This window comes from Vaginella massiliensis (assembly GCF_900089075.1).
Classification (GTDB): domain Bacteria; phylum Bacteroidota; class Bacteroidia; order Flavobacteriales; family Weeksellaceae; genus Weeksella; species Weeksella massiliensis_A.
Map to the genome: position 1 here is coordinate 336,127 of NZ_LT593747.1, position 22,168 is coordinate 358,294.

General features: G+C 39.0%; 19 protein-coding genes. 7 read left to right on the plus strand and 12 right to left on the minus strand.

Annotation, left to right across the window (positions count from 1 at the left end; all coding sequences use genetic code 11):
* The first annotated feature begins 120 nt into the window (after positions 1–120).
* The 3 genes from miaA (at position 121) to BN8061_RS08950 (ending at position 3,509) form a co-directional block, all read left to right on the plus strand.
* Positions 121–1,041 carry a tRNA (adenosine(37)-N6)-dimethylallyltransferase MiaA gene (gene miaA, locus BN8061_RS08940; RefSeq protein WP_068598556.1) on the plus strand — a complete coding sequence of 307 codons (921 nt, stop codon included), beginning with the start codon at positions 121–123 and terminating at the stop codon, positions 1,039–1,041.
* 53 nt (positions 1,042–1,094) lie between these two features.
* Positions 1,095–2,642: a M20/M25/M40 family metallo-hydrolase gene (locus BN8061_RS08945; protein ID WP_068598558.1), complete on the plus strand. Its 1,548-nt coding sequence runs from the start codon at positions 1,095–1,097 to the stop codon at positions 2,640–2,642.
* 102 nt (positions 2,643–2,744) lie between these two features.
* On the plus strand, positions 2,745–3,509 hold the full coding sequence (locus BN8061_RS08950) for an isocitrate lyase/PEP mutase family protein (protein ID WP_235802726.1): 765 nt from the start codon (positions 2,745–2,747) through the stop codon (positions 3,507–3,509).
* Positions 3,510–3,542: 33 nt separating this feature from the next.
* Here the strand turns inward: BN8061_RS08950 and BN8061_RS08955 are convergent, their stop codons facing one another.
* The 11 genes from BN8061_RS08955 to BN8061_RS09005 all read right to left on the minus strand — a co-directional run bounded on the left by BN8061_RS08955 (position 3,543) and on the right by BN8061_RS09005 (position 15,590).
* Entirely contained in the window at positions 3,543–4,571 is a 1,029-nt protein-coding gene (locus BN8061_RS08955; RefSeq protein ID WP_068598562.1) for a WD40/YVTN/BNR-like repeat-containing protein, read from the minus strand.
* A gap of 59 nt (positions 4,572–4,630) precedes the next feature.
* The gene (locus BN8061_RS08960) at positions 4,631–5,701 is read right to left on the minus strand and encodes an acyltransferase family protein (RefSeq protein ID WP_068598564.1); all 1,071 of its coding nucleotides are present in this window, start codon (positions 5,699–5,701) and stop codon (positions 4,631–4,633) included.
* The gene (locus BN8061_RS08965; protein ID WP_068598566.1) at positions 5,694–6,305 is read right to left on the minus strand and encodes an IMPACT family protein; all 612 of its coding nucleotides are present in this window, start codon (positions 6,303–6,305) and stop codon (positions 5,694–5,696) included. Before BN8061_RS08965 ends, BN8061_RS08960 begins: the two co-directional genes overlap by 8 nt.
* Positions 6,295–7,335: a bifunctional diaminohydroxyphosphoribosylaminopyrimidine deaminase/5-amino-6-(5-phosphoribosylamino)uracil reductase RibD gene (ribD, locus tag BN8061_RS08970; protein ID WP_068598568.1), complete on the minus strand. Its 1,041-nt coding sequence runs from the start codon at positions 7,333–7,335 to the stop codon at positions 6,295–6,297. The genes BN8061_RS08965 and ribD overlap by 11 nt, the downstream gene beginning before the upstream one ends.
* Before the next feature lie 2 nt (positions 7,336–7,337).
* Positions 7,338–9,203 (minus strand): DUF349 domain-containing protein, encoded by a 1,866-nt coding sequence (locus BN8061_RS08975; RefSeq protein WP_068598570.1) that lies wholly within the window; start codon positions 9,201–9,203, stop codon positions 7,338–7,340.
* A gap of 66 nt (positions 9,204–9,269) precedes the next feature.
* Positions 9,270–9,995 carry a shikimate dehydrogenase family protein gene (locus tag BN8061_RS08980; protein WP_068598572.1) on the minus strand — a complete coding sequence of 242 codons (726 nt, stop codon included), beginning with the start codon at positions 9,993–9,995 and terminating at the stop codon, positions 9,270–9,272.
* A complete protein-coding gene (locus tag BN8061_RS08985) occupies positions 9,992–10,669 on the minus strand; it encodes a VTT domain-containing protein (protein WP_068598574.1) in 678 nt (225 codons plus the stop codon). The genes BN8061_RS08980 and BN8061_RS08985 overlap by 4 nt, the downstream gene beginning before the upstream one ends.
* 21 nt (positions 10,670–10,690) lie before the next feature.
* A complete protein-coding gene (gene murA, locus BN8061_RS08990) occupies positions 10,691–11,998 on the minus strand; it encodes a UDP-N-acetylglucosamine 1-carboxyvinyltransferase (RefSeq protein WP_068598576.1) in 1,308 nt (435 codons plus the stop codon).
* Positions 11,999–12,013: 15 nt separating this feature from the next.
* Positions 12,014–12,652: a DUF4290 domain-containing protein gene (locus BN8061_RS08995; protein ID WP_068598578.1), complete on the minus strand. Its 639-nt coding sequence runs from the start codon at positions 12,650–12,652 to the stop codon at positions 12,014–12,016.
* 95 nt (positions 12,653–12,747) lie between these two features.
* On the minus strand, positions 12,748–14,415 hold the full coding sequence (locus BN8061_RS09000; RefSeq protein WP_094745931.1) for a PNGase F N-terminal domain-containing protein: 1,668 nt from the start codon (positions 14,413–14,415) through the stop codon (positions 12,748–12,750).
* Between the two features lie 11 nt (positions 14,416–14,426).
* The gene (locus tag BN8061_RS09005) at positions 14,427–15,590 is read right to left on the minus strand and encodes an acyl-CoA dehydrogenase family protein (protein ID WP_068598582.1); all 1,164 of its coding nucleotides are present in this window, start codon (positions 15,588–15,590) and stop codon (positions 14,427–14,429) included.
* Positions 15,591–15,730: 140 nt separating this feature from the next.
* Between BN8061_RS09005 and amaB the strand changes: the two genes are divergently transcribed.
* From amaB to BN8061_RS09025, 4 genes are read left to right on the plus strand one after another with little or no spacing between them, the layout of a single operon-like run.
* A complete protein-coding gene (amaB, locus tag BN8061_RS09010) occupies positions 15,731–17,266 on the plus strand; it encodes an L-piperidine-6-carboxylate dehydrogenase (RefSeq protein WP_068599516.1) in 1,536 nt (511 codons plus the stop codon).
* 19 nt (positions 17,267–17,285) lie between these two features.
* Complete coding sequence (gene lat, locus BN8061_RS09015) at positions 17,286–18,587, plus strand: L-lysine 6-transaminase (protein WP_068598584.1); 1,302 nt, start codon at positions 17,286–17,288, stop codon at positions 18,585–18,587.
* Positions 18,588–18,632: 45 nt separating this feature from the next.
* Positions 18,633–19,073, plus strand: coding sequence for a nuclear transport factor 2 family protein (locus tag BN8061_RS09020; protein WP_068598586.1), 441 nt, complete (start codon positions 18,633–18,635; stop codon positions 19,071–19,073).
* Positions 19,074–19,132: 59 nt separating this feature from the next.
* Complete coding sequence (locus tag BN8061_RS09025; RefSeq protein ID WP_068598588.1) at positions 19,133–20,656, plus strand: bifunctional GNAT family N-acetyltransferase/carbon-nitrogen hydrolase family protein; 1,524 nt, start codon at positions 19,133–19,135, stop codon at positions 20,654–20,656.
* A 33-nt stretch (positions 20,657–20,689) separates the two neighbouring features.
* On the opposite strand, the gene BN8061_RS09030 is transcribed toward BN8061_RS09025, so the two are convergent.
* Complete coding sequence (locus BN8061_RS09030) at positions 20,690–22,156, minus strand: alanine/glycine:cation symporter family protein (protein ID WP_068598591.1); 1,467 nt, start codon at positions 22,154–22,156, stop codon at positions 20,690–20,692.
* Positions 22,157–22,168: the final 12 nt, after the last annotated feature.

Below are 22,168 nucleotides of genomic sequence, written 5' to 3' on the forward strand. Positions count from 1 at the left end.
TTGTTGAATGATTTTTATACCTAATAAAAAAAACAAGAAGTAAACAAACATTATAATTCCTAGGCTAGTAATTTTTAAATTCAAGTTTAGAGCTTAACTTGCAACGTATTTGAAATCTCAATGGAATCATCACAAACAAAATACCTCATTAGTATCGTTGGTCCTACGGCAATAGGCAAAACAAACCTTTGCATAGCTTTGGCAAAGCGATTTGATGCTGAAATTTTTTCTAACGATTCTCGCCAATTTTATCATGAAATGAAAATAGGAACGGCTGTTCCGACAAAAGAAGAGTTGAAAGCTGTAAAGCATCATTTTATACAACACACTTCCATTCATGACACCTATACGGTTGGAGATTTTGAACGCGACGCACTTCAAAAATTAGAACAATATTTTAGGAAGAAAACCATCGCTTTTTTGGTTGGAGGATCAGGATTATTCGAACGTGCCTTGACCGAAGGTTTAGATCATTTCCCAACTATTGATGCTGCGATTCGCACAACCCTGAACAAAGAATTCGAAGATTTAGGAATCGAGCCTTTGCAGCAAGAACTAGCCGAAAAAGATCCAGAATACTACGAGCAAGTCGATTTGCACAATGGAAAACGCGTCATTCGAGCTTTAGAAATCATACGCGGAACTGGCGAGAAATTCTCATCCTTCAGAACACAAACCAAAGCGAATCGATCTTTCGAAATCATCAAAATAGGATTAGAATTGCCCCGAGAAGAGTTGTATCAACGCATCAATCTTCGAGTAGATCAAATGATGGATGAAGGACTTTTGGAAGAGGCTAAATCATTGTACCCTTTGCGCCATCTGAATGCTTTACAAACGGTAGGTTACCGTGAGTTGTTCGACTATTTTGATGGGAAAATCGATTTGGAATTGGCGATAGAAGAAATCAAAAAGAATACTCGACGATTTGCAAAAAGACAGATGACTTGGTTCAAAAAGGATGAAGCTGTACAGTGGTTTTCGCCAAAAGACTTTGATTCGATTTTAGCTTATATCCAAAAACAAATTCATATCCGATAGAAAAATTTGTCAATTACAAATTTCTACATATTTTTAAAAAAAAAAATTAAAACATGAGTTTAAAAAATCATTTTCAAACCACAATTTTGGTTTGTGCTACGGCTTTCGTTACTGCACAAACACCTGATGCACAGCAAAAATTTATCGAAAACATACAACAAGAAGTCTATACTTCTACCCATCTAGAGCAGATGGCTTTTGAATTATTAGACGGTATTGGACCGCGATTGGTCGGAAGTCCACAAATGGAAAAAGCCAACGATTGGGCAATGGCAAAGTTCAAAGAATGGGGAGTTCGAGGCGAACGACACAACTATGGGCAATGGCGGGCGTGGGAGCGAGGTACCTCATCGGTTACCATGACCTATCCTCGAGTATTGTCGCTCAACGCAACCCAGTTAGCTTGGAGTCCGGCAACCAAAAAACCAGTAGAAGCAGAGGTTATCATTTTACCAAAAAATGCAAACGATTTTGAAGCTTGGACCAATCAGGTAAAAGGCAAAATTGTTTTATTATCACCCTATCTTCCATCTGGTAGACCAGACTATCAGTTGAAAGAATTTGCAACGCCAGAGACCTATGAGCGTTTGACGAATGAAGCGAAAGAGGCAAAAAAAAGGCACGATGATTATTTGAAAGCAATTGGATACAACCAAGCTCAATTGGCAGAATTTTTAGAATCGAAAGGTGCTGTTGGAATAGCGATTTCTAATTGGTCGGGTATAATGGGAGCCAACAGAATTTTTGATGCCAAAACAAAGAAAATCCCAATGATTGATATCGAATTCGAAAATTACAGCATGCTGTATCGATTGGCTTCGAACAACAAAAAAACAAAAATAAAACTAGACGTTCAGTCGAAAGATTTGGGCGTAGCCAAAACCTTCAATACGCTTGGATATATTGAGGGTAAAGAAAAACCCCAAGAATATGTGATTCTATCGGCACATTTTGATTCTTGGGACGGAGCACAAGGAGCAACCGACAACGGAACTGGCGTAATCACCATGATGGAAGTAGCTCGATTGATCAAAAAATATTATCCCAACAACAAACGAACCATCATTGTTGGCCTGTGGGGATCAGAAGAGCAAGGCTTGAACGGTTCTCGAGCTTTCGTGAAAGATCATCCAGAAATTGTGAAAAACACTCAAATAGTTTTCAATCAAGATAATGGAACAGGTAGAGTAGTCAATATCAGTGGACAAGGATTTGTAAATGCCTACGAATATTGGTCTCGATGGTTGAATGCTGTACCCAAAGAAGTGAGCAAACACATCGAAACAAATTTCCCTGGCATGCCGAGTGGAGGAGGTTCTGATCACTCATCTTTTGTCTCTGCGGGCGTTCCAGCCTTTATGTTGAGCTCGCTCAATTGGGGATATTTTGGCTATACTTGGCATACCAACAAAGATACTTACGATAAAATCGTTTTTGATGAGGTTCGCAACAATGTGGTATTGATTGCAAGCCTTGCTTATTTGGCGTCTGAAGAAGAAGGTTTAATCGATCGAGAAAAACGTGTCTTGCCAGTTGTCGACGGAAAAGTTGCGACTTGGCCAGAAGTGAAAGAACCCAATCGAAAAGGTCGTTTGGATTAATTCTTAGAACTTTAACAAATATTTAAAGCCTTGAAACCAGGTTTGGAATACATTTCTCTATACGATTATTGAGTATTTATTAATCTTAAAAATCATTCGGTGATGGTCGAAAAATTCAGAAAATTACATCAACAAGATAACCCACTTTTTATTGCCAATGTATGGGATGCTATAAGTGCCAAAGGCGCAGAGGAGGCAGGTTTTAGAGCTATCGGAACTTCGAGTCATGCAATTGCCAATGTTTTGGGCTACGAAGATGGCGAAAATATGTCTTTCTACGAAATGTTGTATATGATCGAGCGTATTGCCGCTTCTACAGACTTGTTGCTAAGTGCCGATATCGAAACTGGATTTACCAATGATCTTACGACACTCGCCGAAAACGTAGAAAAGCTGGTCGACGTAGGAGTAGTCGGAATAAACTTGGAAGACGGTAATATCGAATCTGCTGAACGCAAGTTGGATGATATGCAAGTTTTAGCGAATAAAATCAGCGCCATCAAAACTCACCTGAAATCCAAAGGGAAAGATATCTTCATCAACGCCCGCACCGATACCTATGTTACCGAACATCCCCAAGCACTCGAAGAAACATTGGTGAGAGTGAAGGTGTATGAAGAAGCAGGTGCCGACGGAATTTTTGTTCCGCTAATCAACACAGAAGAAGATATCAAAAAAGTAGTGGCAGCCAGCGCTTTGCCTTTGAATACCTTTGTTACCATTAAATCGTTGGATTATGCAGCACAAAAAGAATTAGACGTGAAACGAATCAGTAGTGGTAACGCAGTTCATGCAAAGGTTTCCGACTTTACTAAATATTTTTACAAACATTTGAATGATTCCAAATCATTTTATTTCTTGTTTTAAATATAAAAAAGCGACCGAAAGGTCGTTTTTTTTTTATAATAAAATTTTTCCCACATTTCCTTTCGGACCAACCAAAAGAATATATTTTTTGTCGGGCGATACTTTGCAAGTATTGTAAGCATCTTTGGTCAGGTATTTCCAATTGATACCATTGTCCGAAGTGTATTGTACACCTCCTGGTCCGCACACCGCAAATGTATCTTTGTTCACGATACTCACACTCGACAAATAGCCTTTGGGTATCGAATACATATTAGTGAATACTACTTTGTTATTTTCAATTTTGAATTTATAAAAGTTATTATCGTCTGCATTAGGCTTGGTATAATCTCCACCCACAAGAATTCCGAAATTCAATGTTGGGTTGTAATCCATGCCATAAATACCAGAAGTAGGACTGTTGGTTTTGTCTAACTGATACCCTTGGACTTCCTTTTTGGTATAGCGATAGAGTAGGGATGCTGCACCGCCAGAAACCAATAAAATCTGATGCTCATCGGCATACAAATTGCTTCCACTTGCTGCAAAAAAAGCTTCTTTTGGATTGGCCAATCGTAGGTATTGATTGTTCAATTTCTTCAAGATTGTCCATTCTTTGGTATTCGATGCATTGGCGTGGACAATAAAAGGCATTTTGCCATCGAGTGGATCTCCCACAACAAAGACATCTTTTGATTTTGGATGATAATACATGGCATCTAAAAATATACCTTTGGTCGAATTCTCGTAAACGGTTGTCCATGTTTTTCCACCATTTTTCGACTCTACAATATAAGCAGGCGAATCGATTGCCATGGCCAAATAATGTTGGGCTTGCAGTACTTCTATGTCTCTAAAATCGTGCTTAGTTTCGAGATGATGAACGCTCAACCATTCGATTGTTTTTCCTGCGTCATTCGATTTTCCAATGGTGTTGTTGGTGCCAGAAAATACAAAGGTATTGGCAGATTCGAAACTGATTCCTCTGAAACTTTCGGTGTTTTGGATAGGAAACTTTTCGTAAATTTGGGCTTGAAGCGCAGAAGTGATTATACAAAAAAAACTTATTTTTAGGATGTTCATCGTGCTATTTTTTAGATGCAAGTTAGGCGTTAAATCTTTATTTAAAACTGAAAAAACAATTAGGATGGAACTGTTTTGGATGCCAAATGTTGCTTATACTTTTTCTTGATCCATCGGTTAATCGGTTTTTCGAAATATTCGAAAGTAATAAAACTCAAAAACAACGAAACCAAAAAATAGATTCCAATCTTCACAAAATCGTTGACATTTACCAGCCAAAGGTTACCGTATTTGATGACAATCATGTGAATCATATAGAATCCGAAACTTATTTCGCCCAAATAGATCAGCCAGCGATGGTTGAGTATCCTCGAAATGAAGCCTTTTTCGATCGAAAACGTAACGATGATGAGCGACATGGGCAACCAATAATAAATGCCGTATCGGAAAACGCGATTCACATCTTGGTGAAAAATAAAGAACAGCAAAAGTACAAGAAAAGCGCAAGCCTCGATCAGGCTTCCGACCGTAAAATTAACATTTTTCAGAGCGTAAGAAAACCTTCGGTATTCGTTGTACAAAATAATTCCCAACAAAAAATCAAGACTTCTCACCAGCGGATTGATGTAATAAATTCCTTTTTCAAAATCAATATCAACATAAGGTGCCGAAAAGATAATGACCGGAATTGCAGCCAGCGGAATGTAACGGGTAAATTTGTAGCGATAGAGCATCATCACCAAAAAAGGAAAGAGGATGTAAAAGAAAAACTCGGTAGAAATACTCCAAGAAGGATTGTTGATAGAAAAGTAAATTTCTTGAATCGGAACGTAGGCTTGTAGCAAGAAAAGGTTGAGTAATGCAGCCAAGGGATTCCATAAATCTTGAAAAATAACATACGGAATCATGAGGGCAAAGGTGAGCAAATGCAAAGGGTAAATTCTTGCAACTCGATTGATATAAAAATTTTTTAGACTGAATTCGTGCGGTTTGTTGATTTTATTCTGATAATTCAACGCCAAAACAAAACCACTCAAAATAAAGAAAAATCCTACTCCCAAATACCCTTCGAAGAAGACTACATTTTTCAGCCAATTGTACCAGTGCAAATCGGTTTTTACAAAAGTCAAATGACTGAGAAACACAGCAAATGCAAAGAAAAAGCGTAGCGAGGTTAAAGAATTAATCATCGAGTTCGGTAAACTTTAATTGATACATCTCATCAAATTGGTTTTTGAATTCTTCCATCAAACTTGCTCGTACTTCCACTGTAAATCGACACTTTTCGGTAAATTCTCGGTTGATAATTTCACCTTTTACACGTTCGATGTTTCGCTCTACAATGCCTTGTTGATCGTAATTGAATTCTAATATAGCACTTTTTGTGAGATATCGGGTAATAATTTGTGCGTTTTCTATTGCCAACTGCGCAGCATATTTATAAGCTTTTACCAATCCTGGAACGCCCAATTTGGTTCCTCCAAAATAGCGAACAGAAACCACCAAAATATTGGTAAGCTCGGCCGATAATAATTGATTGTAGATGGGCAATCCGGCAGATCCGCTGGGTTCGCCATCATCATTGGCACGATAATTTTTCCGGTCTATGCCCAAGATATACGCATAACAATGATGGGTAGCATCGGGCCAACGTTCGTACAAATAGTCCAATTTTTGTTTAACTTCTTCTTCATTTCGAACGTAGAAGGCATAATTGATGAATTTACTTCCCAATTCTTTAAAAACGACTTCTTCTACGTCTTTTTCTATCGTTAGATACGCATCATCTCTCATTTCGAATTACCGTTAAATGATCATTCAGAATCGTTTTTTCTTGTATTATTTTACCCTTGATTTCTGGTGATTTTATCCCATCTTGCCAACGAATTGCTGATCTGAAAATTCTCGCCTCATCCCAAAGGTTTTGTTTTATAAAAGAATTTAGCGTTTTTACGCCTCCTTCTACAATGACCGATGTTATATTTTCTTGGTATAGTGTTTCGAGTATGGATGGGATGATTTCTTGCTCGAAATCTAATTTCACAAACGAAATATTGCCAAGCTCAGCCGATTTTATTTCATTAAAAATAATGGTTCTAAAATTCGTATCATAAAGGTGATGAGTTGTTGGAATTTCTAAGCTTCTATCGATCACCAAACGGATTGGGTATTGAGCATTGACCAATCGTGCATTGAGTTGCGGATTGTCTATAATGGCTGTTTTCGTGCCAATCAAAATGGCTTCTTCCTGCGTTCTCCACCAATGCACCAACTGTTTGCTGTAGATATTGGTAATCCATTTTTGTTCGTGTTGCACAGGCGCAAAATAGCCGTTGAAAGTTTCGGCCCACTTCAAGATGATATACGGTCGTTTTTTTTGGTGAAAGGTAAAAAAACGTTTGTTGAGTGTAAGACATTCTTCTTGCAATACCCCAACAATGACTTCTACGCCTTGTTCGCGCATACGCCGAATTCCTTCGCCATTCACTTGTGCAAAAGGGTCTACGCAACCCACGACAATTCGCGGAATTTTTTTTGTGATAATCAGGTCGCAACAGGGTGGGGTTTTGCCAAAATGTGCACAAGGTTCTAGGGTTACATACAAAGTAGAATCAGACAAAAGAGATTTGTCTTTTACATTTTCTATGGCATTGACTTCTGCATGCGGGCCGCCGTATTGCGACGTATAGCCTTCACCTATAATCTTGTTTTGGTGTACGATAATAGAACCAACAAACGGATTGGGGTAGGTGTTTCCCAATCCGTTTGAAGCAAGTTGTAAACAACGAGCCATAAAAAACTCGTGCGTAGGCTTATCAAACATTTTTATTCTTCGGTTGACTGTTCTTCTTGTTGAGCTTCGTTTGAGTTGTATTGGTATAATTTTTTGAGCTTTTGTTCCAAATCTGCCAACTTGCTTTTTTTCTCGCCGAGTTGTTGATAAACATTTTTCAGCAACGGATTGTTTTCATCTGTATCATTGAAAAACGAAATGTTGTTTTCCAACTGATTTACTTCTTTTTCCAACTCTTCGATGAGTTTGCGTGTACGGATGATTTCGTTGTCGATAAGATCAGCATTATTTTCTGATTTAGCTTTTTCGAAAATAGAATTCAAACGGTAATCTTGTAATGCCTCATCAGCGATGCCAAATTCTTGAACTTTGCGCTCCAACTCTTTTTGGAAAGCAGTGGCTATGTTCATTTTCTTTGCAGGCACTTTTCCAATGGCATTGAATTTTTTTTCTAACGCGATCAAAGCTTCAATATCCTTGGTAGTGTCGTTGACAGATGCCAAGGTTTTGAGTTGTGCTATGATTTGATTTTTAGCGGCTAAATTTTGCTCAAATTTTGCGGTTTCTTCTTCGTTCCTTTTTTTGTAACGGTCAAAAAAGTTATTACAAAGCAATTTGAACTCTTTCCAGACTCGATCTGATTGTTTGCGTGGAACATGACCAATGTTTTTCCATTCGTTTTGGATGCGTTTGATGACCTTTACCGAATTGTTCCAGTCGGTACTCTCGCTGTGTTGACGAGCAATCTCGATCAATTCTAATTTTTTCTTCAGATTGATGTCTTGCTCATTTTTCATGTTTTTGTAAAACGAGTTTTTTTTGTGGTTGAATTCTTTGGTCGTTTGTTTGAATTTATCCCAAACTTCGTTGTTTACATTTTTCGGAACTCGACCAATTTTCAAGAATTCTTCTCGTAATCCATTGATTCGTTTTATTGCAATTTGCCATTCGTTGTGGCTTTGTTCGTCTTTCTTCGCGATTTCGGCAATTTCGTCTATTATTGCGAGCTTGCGGGCATAATTATCTTCCTGCGTTTTCTTGATCATTTCATTCAGCTCGGCTTTGCGATCATGAATTTTATTGGTCAATTCCTTGAAACGATTCCACGTAGGTTCTCGATGCTCTTCTTGTACAGGTACAGCTTCTTCTTTCCACAACCGGTGTAAATATTGCAGTTCGTTGAGTGCCTTTTGTACGTTTTCTTCGCCAACCAATTCTTCTGCTCGCTTGATGATCGAATGACGAACTTCTAAATTGTGATTCATATCCATCTCGCGAAGTTCTTTGTTAAGGTCCAAATATTTGTAGAAATTATCGAGGTGAAAATAATAAGTTTTGAAAATATTATTGGCTTCCGAAGCTGGGATACGTCCGGCATTGTGCCAACGTGTTTTGAGGTCTCTAAATTTCTTGAACAACAAACTGTTTTGCTCATTAGGATCCTGATACAAAGCTTTGAGCTCTTCTACTATTGCTTTACGTATTTCGAGATTGTGTCGCTCTTGTTTTTCGTTTTCTTCGTAATACGCTGCTAATTGTTTTTTGTAATCATTGTAGATGAGGTAAAAGTCTCTTTTGAGTGGACTATCGAATCGGAAATCCAATTCATTTCCTCCATCGGCTAAGAATTGTTCTCTTTTTTCTGCTGCTTCCAAAGCGAGTTTGCTTGTTGCCGCTTCTCGTATTTGCAAAAAATGTTCTCTCAACTCTTGCACTGGATATGTTTTCAACAAGTGTTTTGCCTCATCCAAAATAAGGTCGAGACTTAACTTATCGTAATCCTTTGCAGGAATTATGGGTTGTAAATTTTCTTCTGTGGTCGATTCTACCTTGTACGATTCGTTGTTTTCGATGCTTTTTCCATCTGCATCATGCAGGTTATCCATTGCTGTTGCCATAACAAAAAGAGTTTAGTTGCTAACAAAACTAAAAAAAGTTTGGCAGAAAATCAACCTTTAACGTGATTATGAATTCCAAATATCCCAAGCTTTTTCAGCTTGTAGGTGCAACATTTCTAATCCGTTTTTGGTTTGAGCGCCTTTCGAAGTCCCATTTTTCAGAAATTGAGTTTCAATCGGATTGTAAATCAAATCGTAAAGCAAATGGTTAGAATTGAGTAGCCGATAAGGAATGTTGGGAGCGTCTGTGATTTGAGGAAAAGTTCCCAAAGGCGTGCAATTGACAATGAGGGTATGCGACTCGATAATGGCTGCGTCGATGTCGCCGAAATTCAGGTTTTCGTCTTCTTGTCGAGTTACCAAACGATAATCGATTCCCAACGTATTGAGTACATATTTTACCGCTTTTGCAGCTCCGCCGTTTCCAAGAATCAAGGCTTTTTGATGATGAGGTTTCAGCAGCGGCGTCAACGATTCTTTGAATCCGTATGCGTCGGTATTGTAGCCTATTTTTTTTGAATTTTTTATATGGATAGTGTTCACAGCTCCAATGACTTGCGCTTCATCACTTAACTCATCTAAATAAGTCAAAATTTCGGTTTTATATGGAATGGTAACATTCAGTCCGAGCAGTGATTTGTTGTTGAATAAGGTGGTTACTTCTTCAATTTTTTGCAGATCAAAAAGGCGATAATCATAGATTTCGAGATTTAAAATTTTAAACTTTTCCTGAAAATATTTTTCCGAAAAAGAATATGCAATATTTCGACCTATCAATCCCAATTGAATCATTTCGAATCTGTTTTCTTTTGAAGTCTAGCTTTGATTAGACGGATAATCAAAGGCGAGTTTGCAGCAATGATGATTCCGAAAATGAACAGTTCTAAATTCTCTTTTACGAAGGTAAACTGACCTAAAAAATAGCCTAATATCGAAATGGCACCCACCCAGAGAACAGCGCCTATGAAACTGTAGGTGATGAAGGTGCGGTAATCGAGTCGCGTTGTTCCGCAAATGAATGGGATAATGGTGCGTACAACCGGCATGAAACGTGCAATGATAATGGCTTTTTTACCATTTTCATTAAAAAAATCGGTGGCTTTGCTTAAATGTTGAGGTTTGATGTAGAATCGGTTTGGGTTCTCCAACAACCAATTTCCAAATTTTCGGCCAATGTAATAATTGACATTATCGCCCAATATTGCGGCAATCATGAGCAATGGAATGATGTATTCGATGTGCAAATGGTTTTGTTCGTCACTCGCAGCAATCATCCCAATTGCAAAAATCAACGCATCACCTGGCAGGAACGGCATGATGAAAGACATGATGATGAGTCCTGTTTCTGCAAAGATGATGAGGAACAAGATCACATAAATCCAATAGCCATAGTTGTTGATAAAATCCATAATGACTTTATCTGGACGATGAATAAAATTGGTGAAAAATTCAATTATACTTGACATCAAGTTTGTTGTGTTGGAAGATTAAATTCTAGTTATATCTGCCCCAATAGCTTTCAGACGTTCATCAATATTTTCGTATCCGCGGTCGATTTGATCGATGTTGTGAATGATGGTTGTTCCTTTGGCAGAGAGTGCTGCAATTAGCAAAGACATTCCAGCACGAATGTCGGGTGAGGTGAGCTCGGATGCTTTTAGAGGAGTTTCTTGATTGAGCCCGATAACCGTTGCCCTATGCGGATCGCACAAAATGATTTGAGCGCCCATATCGATTAGTTTATCGACGAAAAATAAGCGAGATTCGAACATTTTTTGATGAATGAGAACGCTGCCTTTAGCCTGTGTTGCGACGACCAAAATTATCGAAAGCAAATCGGGCGTGAAACCTGGCCATGGTGCGTCGGAAATGGTAAGAATAGACCCATCAATAAAACGTTCTATTTCATAATTATCTTGTTTTGGAATATAAATATCATCGCCTCTTCGCTCCAATTTTATTCCCAATTTTCTGAAAATATCTGGTATTATTCCCAAATTTTCCCAAGAGACATCTTTGATGGTGAGCTCCGATTTCGTCATAGCTGCCAATCCAATCCAAGAGCCTATTTCGATCATATCGGGTAAAACAACATGTTCTGTTCCACTCAAAGATTCAACTCCTTCTATGGTCAACATGTTAGAGGCAATACCCGAGATTTTCGCGCCCATTCGGTTGAGCATTTTACACAGCTGTTGCAGATAAGGTTCGCAGGCTGCGTTGTATATAGTTGTTGTTCCTTTTGCCAACACAGCTGCCATTACAATATTTGCAGTACCGGTTACAGAGGCTTCTTCCAACAGCATATAAGTGCCAGTGAGGCCGTCTTTTGCTTCTGCACCGTAGAAATCTTCTTCTGGATTGAATCTGTATTTCGCACCAAGGTTGAAAAATCCTTGAAAGTGCGTATCCAACCGTCTGCGACCTATTTTATCGCCGCCTGGTTTCGGCATATAAGCTTCACCAAAACGAGCCAACAGCGGTCCCATGAGCATGATAGACCCTCGGAGCGATGATCCATCTTTGCGAAAAGCTTCACTTTTTAGATAATCTAAATTGAGGTTGTTCGCTTGAAAAGTATAATCGCCTTTGCCATTTTTCTGAACTTTTACTCCCAAATTCATCAAAATTTCTATCAGTCGATTGACGTCTCGAATATCGGGAATGTTGGATATTCTTACTTTTTCATCGGTAAGTAAAACAGCACATAATACTTGTAAAACTTCATTTTTTGCTCCTTGAGGTCTAATTTCACCACTCAATGGTTTTCCTCCTTTTATCTTAAATATCGACATTTTGTAAAGCAGAAATTATTTTTTGTAATTGTGATTGTTACGGTTTTTGTTTTGATTTTTCTTGTTTTGATTTTGATATTGATGTGGAGATCGAGTTGCATTTATTCGATCTGCTGCGACCAAACTTTCTTCGGTATTTCTTAGATCAATTTTTCCTTCAGATAACTCGTATAAGTGATTGAAAATCACATCGTCTTCAACCGTGTCTTTATTCCAGGTCAGATAGCTTTTTTTCATCTGATTGGCAATTGCAAACACCAATCCTTCGCGTTTTTCATCATCTTCCCAAGTGAGGGCTACATCGATCATTTTGCGAATATTGTTTCCGTAATAGCGGTACTTTGCAATACTCACTGGGTAAGGAACTCGATTTGGTCTGCTGTTGATGGTGTTTTTAGCATTAGGAATCGGATAGGGCGATTTTACATCCAACGCAAAACCAGACATGATGAACATCTGATCCCACAGTTTGTGTTGAAAATCGGGAACATCTCGCAAATGCGGATTCATTTCTCCCATCACTTCGATGATGATTTGGGCAAAACCATTGCGTTCTTCTTCGTCTTCTATTGTCATGCAATGATTGACCATTTCTTGTATATGTCTTCCGTACTCGGGGATTATAAGTTGCTCTCTGGCTGTATTGTATTCCATAGAAAGATTTTCGATTGTCGAATTTAAGTTAACAAAATTACAATTTATATTTCGGAAAGCTCAATTGTTGTAAGATTTAATAAAATTTTAAAGATTTATTCGCCGATTAATACACCAGAAACCGACCAAAAACTAAAACTATTGCCTTCGACACCGCCTTGTGGTATTTTAATTTGTAAGGTATGTTTTCCTGCTTTGAGGTTTCCAATTGGGATGTAATACGGATTGGTCACTGTACCCGGGCACCAATTCGATCGGCTATAATCAGAAGAAGACAATCCGTTTTCGAAATTGCCCGATGCCGGATTTGCATTGCGGTAGCTGCCACACTCTGTTCGCCAAGGAATCAGGTTGAAGATTTCTTTATCATCGAGTTTGATGTGGTTTGGTTTTGGTAGAAATTCATCTCCATTTTCCCAACCGCCGTGTCCACTTGTTAGGTATCGCAATTGGGCATTTTTCAATTCTTCTTTGAGTTCGAATTCGACCACCAATCCTTTCGAATCTGCAAACATGCTTCCATATTCTTGTCCGCCCATTTCCATCACGTTCAAAGTATTGAATAAAGGGATGACTTTGGACGATGGAAACAATTTTTTCAGTCCATGATGTATCGTAATTTCTGCATCGATCATATGGCCGCCTTGGTCATAATTGCCGATAAAAACGCCGATATAAACCGTCTGATTCGATAAAAGCGTTCGCAATTCCGAAATATCTTGGCGATAATCTGCCTGACGAAGCCACGTTCTATCTTTGAGTTCGATATGATTGAATTTTTGTATGCCGAATGGCGTGAAAAAACGCATCAGCTCTACAATTGGTTCGTATTGATCTTTTCGCACAACTCCCTGATACTTTTTCCCATCTCCTGTGGAATAGAACGGAAGGGTGTTCACCCCCTTTTGCATTCCTTCTAAGAAATTGGGCGAATGCTGGGTAGGTATCAAAAAAATAGACCCCGTGCGATCGTAGGCATCACCGTTGGAATGTTGATTGGCTTCTAAGAAAATTTGCTGATTTTCGGTAATTTCTGGAAAGCTAATTTTTTTTACCGCAACAGTTCCGTTTGCAAACCGAAGAATTTTGGTGTCGGATGTCGAAGAAGGATCGAAATGAATTTTTTGATGGTCGAAAATAGGTATACTTGTGAATTTGCTTTTCCAAATAAGATTCGAATAATCGAGTGGGTCGAGGTAATACTCCTCCAGATTTTCAGCTAAAACTGGCACTGAGTTCGAGTTTTTTTCTTCTTCAATTTTGGCTACCCGAATCGAATAATTGTTGTTTCGCTCGTATTCGAGTACAAAACCGAGTGGCAATCCAATTCCGTTGGGTGCAGCTTCTATTTTCATATTGTCTACATACCACAGGTCTATTTTATTCGAATTGATGTTGATTTCGGCGTGTTTTGCCTTTATCCCAAGAATTCGTTTTGTTTTAGAGGTCTTTTTGAAATTAGACGCTCGAAAAGCAATGTTTTTTTTGGTCGAAATGATCGAATCTTGCGAAAGGTAGGTCATGTAATGCAAAATAGAATCATGTTTTTGGTAGATAATCAACTCCTGAGGGTATTGTTTTTTACCCTCAAGAGTCGCCTTAGTGGTCATGATGCTTTTTTGTTCATTGGCCCAAACGGCAATCGGATTTTCTTCTTCTATCGTGATTCCGTTCGAATACTTTTCGTAGAAGATTTTGTACGAATTTTGTCCGTAACCCCAAAATCCACATAGCAAGAGCAATGCAACAAATCTATTTTGCATGTTGTTTTTATTTAAAAAGCGTTGATTCCGGTGATGTCGTTTCCAGTAATCAACAAATGCACATCGTGAGTACCTTCGTAGGTAATTACCGATTCCAAATTAGCAGCATGTCTCATCATCGGGTATTCGCCAACGATTCCCATCGCACCTAAAATTTGTCTCGATTCTCTTGCGATATCCAAAGCCATTTTCACATTGTTGCGTTTTGCCATCGAGATTTGAGCTGGCGTTGCGCGGTCTTCGTTCTTCAACGTTCCTAATCGCCAAGCCAAAAGTTGAGCTTTAGTAATTTCGGTAATGAATTCTGCTAATTTCTTTTGTTGTAATTGATAAGACGCAAGGGGTTTGTTGAATTGTTGACGCTCCAAAGCATATTTCAGGGCGACTTCGTAACAATCGATTGCAGCGCCTATCGCACCCCAAGAAATGCCGTAACGAGCAGAGTTGAGGCAAGACAATGGTCCTTTCAGACTGTCAACGTCTGGAAAAATATTTTCTTCCGGAATTTCGACATCTTCAAAAACCAGTTCACCAGTTCTAGAGGCTCTTAGCGACCATTTGTTCATGGTTTCTGGTGTGGTGAAACCTGGCATACCACGTTCTACAATAACTCCTGCAATTTTGTTGTCTTCTGTTCTTGCCCAAACAACGGCAAGATCGCAAACGGGCGCGTTCGTTATCCACATTTTCGCTCCGTTCAGTACATATTTATCACCTACTTTTTTCAGACGAGTTTCCATTCCTGCTGGATTCGATCCGTGGTTAGGCTCGGTGAGTCCAAAGCAACCGATAAATTCTCCCGAGGCTAATTTTGGTAAGAATTTGCGTTTTTGCTCTTCAGATCCGTAAGTGAAAATTGGAAACATCACCAATGACGATTGTACCGATGCCGCCGAACGCACTGCAGAATCGCCCGCTTCTAATTCTTGCATAATCAATCCGTAGGAGATTTGGTCCAATCCAGCTCCGCCATATTCTTCTGGTATGTAGGGTCCCAAAGCACCAATTGCTCCCAATTTTTTCATCAAATCAGGAATTTCGGTGTGATCTTGAGCATGTTTGTCGATTACGGGTTTGATCTGCTCTCTCACAAAATCTTTTACGCTATTGCGAATCAATTTGTGCTCATCAGTCAATAAGTCATCAATTAAGTAGTAGTCTGTCGTATGATTCATATTTGTAATTTTGAGTGCTTAAAACTAAAAAGATTTATCCACTTGATAAAGGGTTTAAAGGAAATATTTACAAGTTTATCATTAAATTAAAAAGAAAATTAGTTAATTTGGTGAACTCAAAACAACAAATAAATAGTGAAATGACATTACAAAATGAATTGAAACAATTAGGATTAGCAGAAACAAATCTAGGTGGTTCTACTGGTCTTGATTGGTTTGCTAATGGCGAATTTATCACCTCTTATTCGCCGGTAGACGGAAAAGAAATCGGAAAAGTAAAATCGAACACCAAAGAAGATTACGAAAAAATCATACAAAAAGCCCAAGAAGCATTCAAGTCTTGGCGATTGGTTCCCGCACCGAAAAGAGGCGAAATCGTTCGTCAGTTGGGCGAGAAATTGCGCGAAATGAAACCTGTACTTGGTAAATTAGTCTCATACGAGATGGGAAAATCGTACCAAGAAGGTTTGGGCGAAGTGCAAGAAATGATCGATATCTGTGATTTTGCAGTTGGTTTGTCTCGTCAATTATATGGTTCTACCATCCATTCAGAAAGACCAGGGCATCGCATGTACGATCAATATCATCCTTACGGAATTTTAGGCGTGATCACAGCCTTCAACTTCCCAGTTGCTGTTTGGTCATGGAACACTTGTTTAGCATTGGTTTGTGGAGATGTTGTGGTTTGGAAGCCAAGCGAAAAAACACCTTTATGTGCAGTAGCATGTCAGAAAATATTAGCAGATATCCTACAAGAAAACAATTTACCCGAGGGTATTTCTTCTATCGTCACAGGCGATAAAGCAGTAGGAGAGTGGTTGTCTAAAGATGAACGTGTACCGTTGATTTCGGCTACAGGATCTACTCGTATGGGGAAAGAAGTGGCGGTGACGGTTGCGCAGCGTTTGGGCAAATCGCTTTTAGAATTGGGTGGAAATAACGCCATCATTGTTACGCCGAATGCCGATATTAAAATGACGGTGATCGGAGCTGTTTTTGGTGCAGTTGGTACAGCAGGACAACGATGCACCTCTACTCGTCGTCTGATCATTCACGAATCGTTGTACGAACAAGTGAAAAACGCTTTGGTAGACGCCTACAAACAACTGAAAATTGGAGATCCGCTCGATACCTCGAATCATGTTGGACCATTGATCGATAAAGATGCGGTGAAGATGTATCTGAATGCATTGGATCAAATCAAAAAAGAAGGCGGTAACATCATCATCGAAGGTAAAGTTTTGGAAGGCGAAGGTTACGAAAGCGGTTGTTATGTGCAGCCTGTAATTGCAGAGGTAGAAAATCATTTTGAAATTGTACAGCACGAAACTTTCGCACCGATTTTATATTTAATTAAATATTCAGGTGATGTACAACAAGCTATTGATATACAGAACGATGTAAAACAAGGTTTATCTTCTGCAATCATGACTGCTAATCTACGCGAGGCAGAATTATTCTTGAGTGCTTCGGGATCAGATTGTGGTATTGCGAATGTGAACATCGGAACTTCGGGAGCTGAAATTGGTGGAGCTTTCGGCGGCGAAAAAGATACAGGTGGCGGCAGAGAATCAGGATCTGATGCATGGAAATTTTACATGAGAAGACAGACCAATACGATCAATTACACCACCGACCTACCATTGGCACAAGGCATTAAATTCGATTTAGGATAATTAAAACAACGACTACAATATGAATACAATAGACTTTTCAAAAACAGTACACGATAGATTAGGACAACACATCTTGGCAGATGGCTATAATTTGGTAATGGATATCGAGAACTCTCATGGTTCTTATTTAGTAGACAAAAACGGCAAGCAATACCTCGATTTTTTCAGTATGTTTGCCTCTTCACCCATTGGATACAATCATCCGCATTTGGTAAAACATCAAGATTTTCTTGGTAAAATGGCGGTGAACAAATTGGCAGTTTCGGATATTTATACCGAAGAATTCGCCGATTTCGTCGACACTTTTGCGCGCGTGGCAATGCCAAAAGAATTGCAATACAGCTTCTTTATTTCTGGTGGAACATTGGCGGTAGAAAATGCTTTGAAAGCGGCATTTGATTGGAAAACTCGTTTGAATTTTTCTAAAAATATCGAAGTCGAAGCTGACCAAGTTATCCATTTCAAACAGGCATTTCATGGTCGTTCTGGTTATACATTGTCTTTGACCAATACCGAGGATCCTCGTAAATATCAATATTTTCCGAAGTTCGATTGGCCTCGCGTTCAGAATCCGAAATTGTATTTTCCGCAAACCGACGAAAATCTGAACACGACTATCGAAAACGAAAAATTGGCAATCAGCCAAATTCGTGAAGCATTGACACAACACAGCAATCGAGTGGCTTGCATCATTTTAGAAACGATTCAGGGCGAAGGTGGCGATAACTATTTCCGTAAAGAATTTTTGCAACAATTGCGAGAAATTTGCGACGAGAACGAAATTCTACTCATATTCGACGAAGTCCAAACAGGCGTTGGAATGACGGGAAAAATGTGGGCTTTCCAACATTATGATGTGATTCCGGATATTATTTCATTTGGTAAAAAATCTCAGGTGTGTGGAATTTTGGCAAACAAAGAAAAACTCGACCGTATACCGAACAACGTATTCAAAGAATCGAGCCGAATCAACTCAACTTTCGGAGGGAATTTTATCGATATGTTGCGTTTCAAATTAATTCTAGAAGTTATCGAGCAAGAGAATTTGGTTGAAAATGCACGCGTGCAAGGAGAGTATTTTTTATCACAATTAGAAGAACTCAAACAGCACAATCCTTCGATCTCGAATATCAGAGGAAAAGGACTTTTCATTGCTTTCGATTTAGAAGACAAAGAGCAGCGCAATCAATTCATCAGAGAATGTTTCGAGCGACAGTTGATGGTTTTGCCTTGCGGTGAGAAGACAATCCGTTTCCGTCCGCATCTCACGGTAAAACGAGAAGAAATCGACAAAGCGATCGACATTATAAAATCAATTTAAATTCAGTTTACAACCCGAAATCTTGATTTCGGGTTTATTTTTAATATGAAAAAATTCCTACCTTTTTTATGCCTATTATTTTCGATTTTTGGGCAAGCACAAACGCAGCAAGACAGCCTTGCGGTAATCGAAGCCATCGCCAAACTCGAAGAAGCTTTAATCCAAAAAGACACCCAAAAATTAGAGCAAATTTTGCATCCCAAGCTTAGCTTGGGACATTCGAACGCTTGGATAGAGGATAAGATGAGTTTGCTAGAGAACCTCCCGACAAATGCTGTTTTTTATAAAAAATTTTGCAGTTTAGGATCTTTGCAAATGCAATGGATAACGTCCAAAGTAGTTTGGGTAAGAAGGGAAATAATTGCAAAAGGAACGTATAAAATATTTGATTTCGAAATGAAACTTAATCTGTTGGAAATTTGGATCAAAAATGAAAACAATTGGCAGTTAGTCGCCAGACAAAGTGTGGAAATAAAACCTGAATAAACTAAATTTGGTAAATTTGTTGCAGCTAGAAAGAATCTGACAATTATAAAATACGATTTATGGATATTGAAGTGAGGCGGTTGACGATAGAAGATTACGAAGATCTTTTGCAATCTGAACAAGAAGCCTATAAAAATATTGAAGAAGACGATTGGAAAAAGCAAGACATTTTAGAATTACTCAAAATATTTCCAGAAGGGCAATACTGTGTAGAAGTAGACGGGAAAGTCGTGGCATCGGCATTGGCGATCATCGTAAACTCTAAGAAAACCAATTTTACCTCGTCTTACGAACAAATCACCTCGAACGGAAAGTTTACAAAACACGATCCGGAAGGCGATGTCTTGTATGGAATCGAAATTTTTGTTCATCCACAATATCGACAACTTCGATTGGGGCGACGCCTGTACGATAAACGCAAAGAGCTTTGCGAGGAAATGAACCTGAAATCCATCGTAGCTGGTGGGCGAATTGCGAACTATCATCAATATGCCCATGAAATTTCGCCCAGAGAATATGTAGAAAAAGTAAAACGCAAAGAAATATTAGATTCTACGCTTACATTTCAGTTGGCTAATGATTTTCACGTGAAAAAGATTTTGAAAAATTATTTGAAAGACGATTCAGAATCTTTGGAATACGCCACGCTTTTGGAGTGGAATAACATCTATTACGAACCCGAATTAAAATCAAGTTCGCCCACCAAACGCATCATTCGCTTGGGCTTGGTACAGTGGCAAATGCGCCCATTCAGAGATTTGCAAGATTTTTACGATCAAGTCGAATTTTTTGTGCAAACGATCAGTGCTTATGGATCAGATTTCGTATTGTTTCCAGAGTTTTTTAATTCGCCCTTGATGAGTCCGTACAACCACCTGAAAGAGGTCGATGCCATGATGCGTTTGGCCGAGATGACGGATGAAATTGTGAAGAAAATTCAAGAATTTGCCATTTCGTATAATGTCAATATCATTGCGGGTTCTATGCCAGTTTATGATAATGAATTGTTATATAACGCATCGTATTTGTGCCACCGCAACGGACAATTAGATTCGTACCGAAAGGTTCACATTACCCCAAACGAATTCAAATATTACGGGATGATGGGAGGCGATGAAATAAAGGTTTTTGAGACCGATTGTGGCAAGATAGGGCTGTTGATTTGTTATGATGTAGAATTCCCAGAATTGAGTAGAATTTTGGCAGATCAAGGAATGGAAATTCTTTTTGTTCCATTTATGACCGATACTCAGAATGGTTATACCCGCGTGCGAAGCTGTGCACAAGCCAGAGCGATAGAAAACGAATGTTATGTAGCTATTGCAGGCTCTGTAGGCAATTTGCCAAGGGTAAACAATATGGATATTCAGTTTTCACAATCGGCTGTTTTTACTCCTTCGGATTTTGCTTTTCCGACCAATGGTGTGAAATCGGAGGCGACCCCAAATACCGAAATGGTTTTGATTACCGACGTCGATCTTTATCATCTGAAAGAATTGCACGAATATGGTACTGTAAAAACTCTGAAAGACAGACGGCATGATTTGTATAAGGTGCATTTGAATAAGAAACAGTCAAAATAATTTAACTAGGAAAGTCACTGAAAAGTGACTTTTTTAGTTTTCATCTTTTAACTTTTCTTCCCAAAAATCAGCATTTTTTATCCCTAATTTTTTCGGGTCGAATATTGGCGATCGGACACCCGTTTTTAACTGGTTGCGATAGTCTTTCCAGATTTTCATCGCAAGACCACTCATCAGCAAAATTGCAATCACATTCACCCAAGCCATGAGTCCCACACCAATATCACCGACAGCCCAAGCGGTATCTGCCGTTTTGATTGTGCCGTAATAGACCGCTGTTAAAAAACCTATTCGCAAAATCCAAATCGCAATTCGTTTGTTTTTTTTCTTTAAAATGTAAGTGATGTTCGTTTCTGCGTAATAATAATACGCCATAATCGTAGTGAAGGCAAAAAAGAAAAGCGAAATGGCAACAAAACCGTTTCCGATTCTGGGAAAATGATTGGACACCGCGGCTTGTGTAAATCCTGTATAATCCACTCCTTTTAGATTTTCTACGATGAGATTTCCGTCTTCACCGTTGACGTTGTAGTGCCCAGTAAACAAAATCATAAATGCTGTTGCTGTACAAATGAATAGTGTATCGATGTAAACCGAAAAGGCTTGTACCAGTCCTTGTTCCACGGGATGATTGACTTCTGCAGCCGCAGCAGCATGAGGCGCAGTTCCTTGCCCAGCTTCGTTGGAGTAGATTCCGCGTTTGATTCCCCAAGCGATCGCCATTCCGAAAATTCCACTAAAGAGCGATTCTTGATTGAAAGCAGAACGAACGATTAGGCTTAAAACAGTCGGTAATTTCTCGAAATTCAGGAATATAATGACCATGACCATTAGAATATAAGCGCACGCCATAAACGGTACGATGAATTCTGATGCCTTTCCTAATCGTTTTACACCTCCGAAAATAATCAACGCCAACAAACCAATCACGAGTAATCCCGGATAATTTATAGGAATTCCTGCGAATTCTGTCGCCGGTATTTGGAATGCGTTGTTGAGCGAAGAAGAAATGCTATTCGATTGAACTCCAGGTAATAAAAATCCGCAACTCAAAATCGTGATTACAGCAAATACGATTGCATACCATTTTATTCCCAAACCTTTTTCGATGTAATAAGCCGGTCCACCGCGATATTCTCCGTCAATTTTTTGCTTATAAACCTGTCCCAACATCGCTTCTATGAAGGCAGATGCACTCCCCAAAAAGGCGATGATCCACATCCAAAACACCGCTCCAGGTCCGCCCATTGCAATTGCCGTAGCTACACCAATGATGTTTCCGGTACCAACACGCCCAGAAATCGCCAACGAAAATGCTTGAAAAGGCGTGATGCCACTTTCTGATTCGTTACCCGAAAATAGCAGTCGAAGCATTCGTTTGAAATACGTAATTTGTAAAAATCCTGTTCGGAAGCTAAAGTACAATCCAGCAGAGACACAAAGGAAAATGAGGGCTTGTGACCAAACCAGATTGCTAATCGAATTGATAATTTCGTCCATCTATGTGTTATT

Excerpts from the sequence above, each read along its gene's own strand:
- miaA (WP_068598556.1), top strand. The coding sequence starts at position 121 with ATGGAATCATCACAAACAAAATACCTCATTAGTATCGTTGGTCCTACG.
- BN8061_RS08945 (WP_068598558.1), top strand. The coding sequence starts at position 1,095 with ATGAGTTTAAAAAATCATTTTCAAACCACAATTTTGGTTTGTGCTACG.
- BN8061_RS08950 (WP_235802726.1), top strand. The coding sequence starts at position 2,745 with ATGGTCGAAAAATTCAGAAAATTACATCAACAAGATAACCCACTTTTT.
- BN8061_RS08955 (WP_068598562.1), bottom strand. The coding sequence starts at position 4,571 with ATGAACATCCTAAAAATAAGTTTTTTTTGTATAATCACTTCTGCGCTT.
- BN8061_RS08960 (WP_068598564.1), bottom strand. The coding sequence starts at position 5,701 with ATGATTAATTCTTTAACCTCGCTACGCTTTTTCTTTGCATTTGCTGTG.
- BN8061_RS08965 (WP_068598566.1), bottom strand. The coding sequence starts at position 6,305 with ATGAGAGATGATGCGTATCTAACGATAGAAAAAGACGTAGAAGAAGTC.
- ribD (WP_068598568.1), bottom strand. The coding sequence starts at position 7,335 with ATGTTTGATAAGCCTACGCACGAGTTTTTTATGGCTCGTTGTTTACAA.
- BN8061_RS08975 (WP_068598570.1), bottom strand. The coding sequence starts at position 9,203 with ATGGCAACAGCAATGGATAACCTGCATGATGCAGATGGAAAAAGCATC.
- BN8061_RS08980 (WP_068598572.1), bottom strand. The coding sequence starts at position 9,995 with ATGATTCAATTGGGATTGATAGGTCGAAATATTGCATATTCTTTTTCG.
- BN8061_RS08985 (WP_068598574.1), bottom strand. The coding sequence starts at position 10,669 with ATGTCAAGTATAATTGAATTTTTCACCAATTTTATTCATCGTCCAGAT.
- murA (WP_068598576.1), bottom strand. The coding sequence starts at position 11,998 with ATGTCGATATTTAAGATAAAAGGAGGAAAACCATTGAGTGGTGAAATT.
- BN8061_RS08995 (WP_068598578.1), bottom strand. The coding sequence starts at position 12,652 with ATGGAATACAATACAGCCAGAGAGCAACTTATAATCCCCGAGTACGGA.
- BN8061_RS09000 (WP_094745931.1), bottom strand. The coding sequence starts at position 14,415 with ATGCAAAATAGATTTGTTGCATTGCTCTTGCTATGTGGATTTTGGGGT.
- BN8061_RS09005 (WP_068598582.1), bottom strand. The coding sequence starts at position 15,590 with ATGAATCATACGACAGACTACTACTTAATTGATGACTTATTGACTGAT.
- amaB (WP_068599516.1), top strand. The coding sequence starts at position 15,731 with ATGACATTACAAAATGAATTGAAACAATTAGGATTAGCAGAAACAAAT.
- lat (WP_068598584.1), top strand. The coding sequence starts at position 17,286 with ATGAATACAATAGACTTTTCAAAAACAGTACACGATAGATTAGGACAA.
- BN8061_RS09020 (WP_068598586.1), top strand. The coding sequence starts at position 18,633 with ATGAAAAAATTCCTACCTTTTTTATGCCTATTATTTTCGATTTTTGGG.
- BN8061_RS09025 (WP_068598588.1), top strand. The coding sequence starts at position 19,133 with ATGGATATTGAAGTGAGGCGGTTGACGATAGAAGATTACGAAGATCTT.
- BN8061_RS09030 (WP_068598591.1), bottom strand. The coding sequence starts at position 22,156 with ATGGACGAAATTATCAATTCGATTAGCAATCTGGTTTGGTCACAAGCC.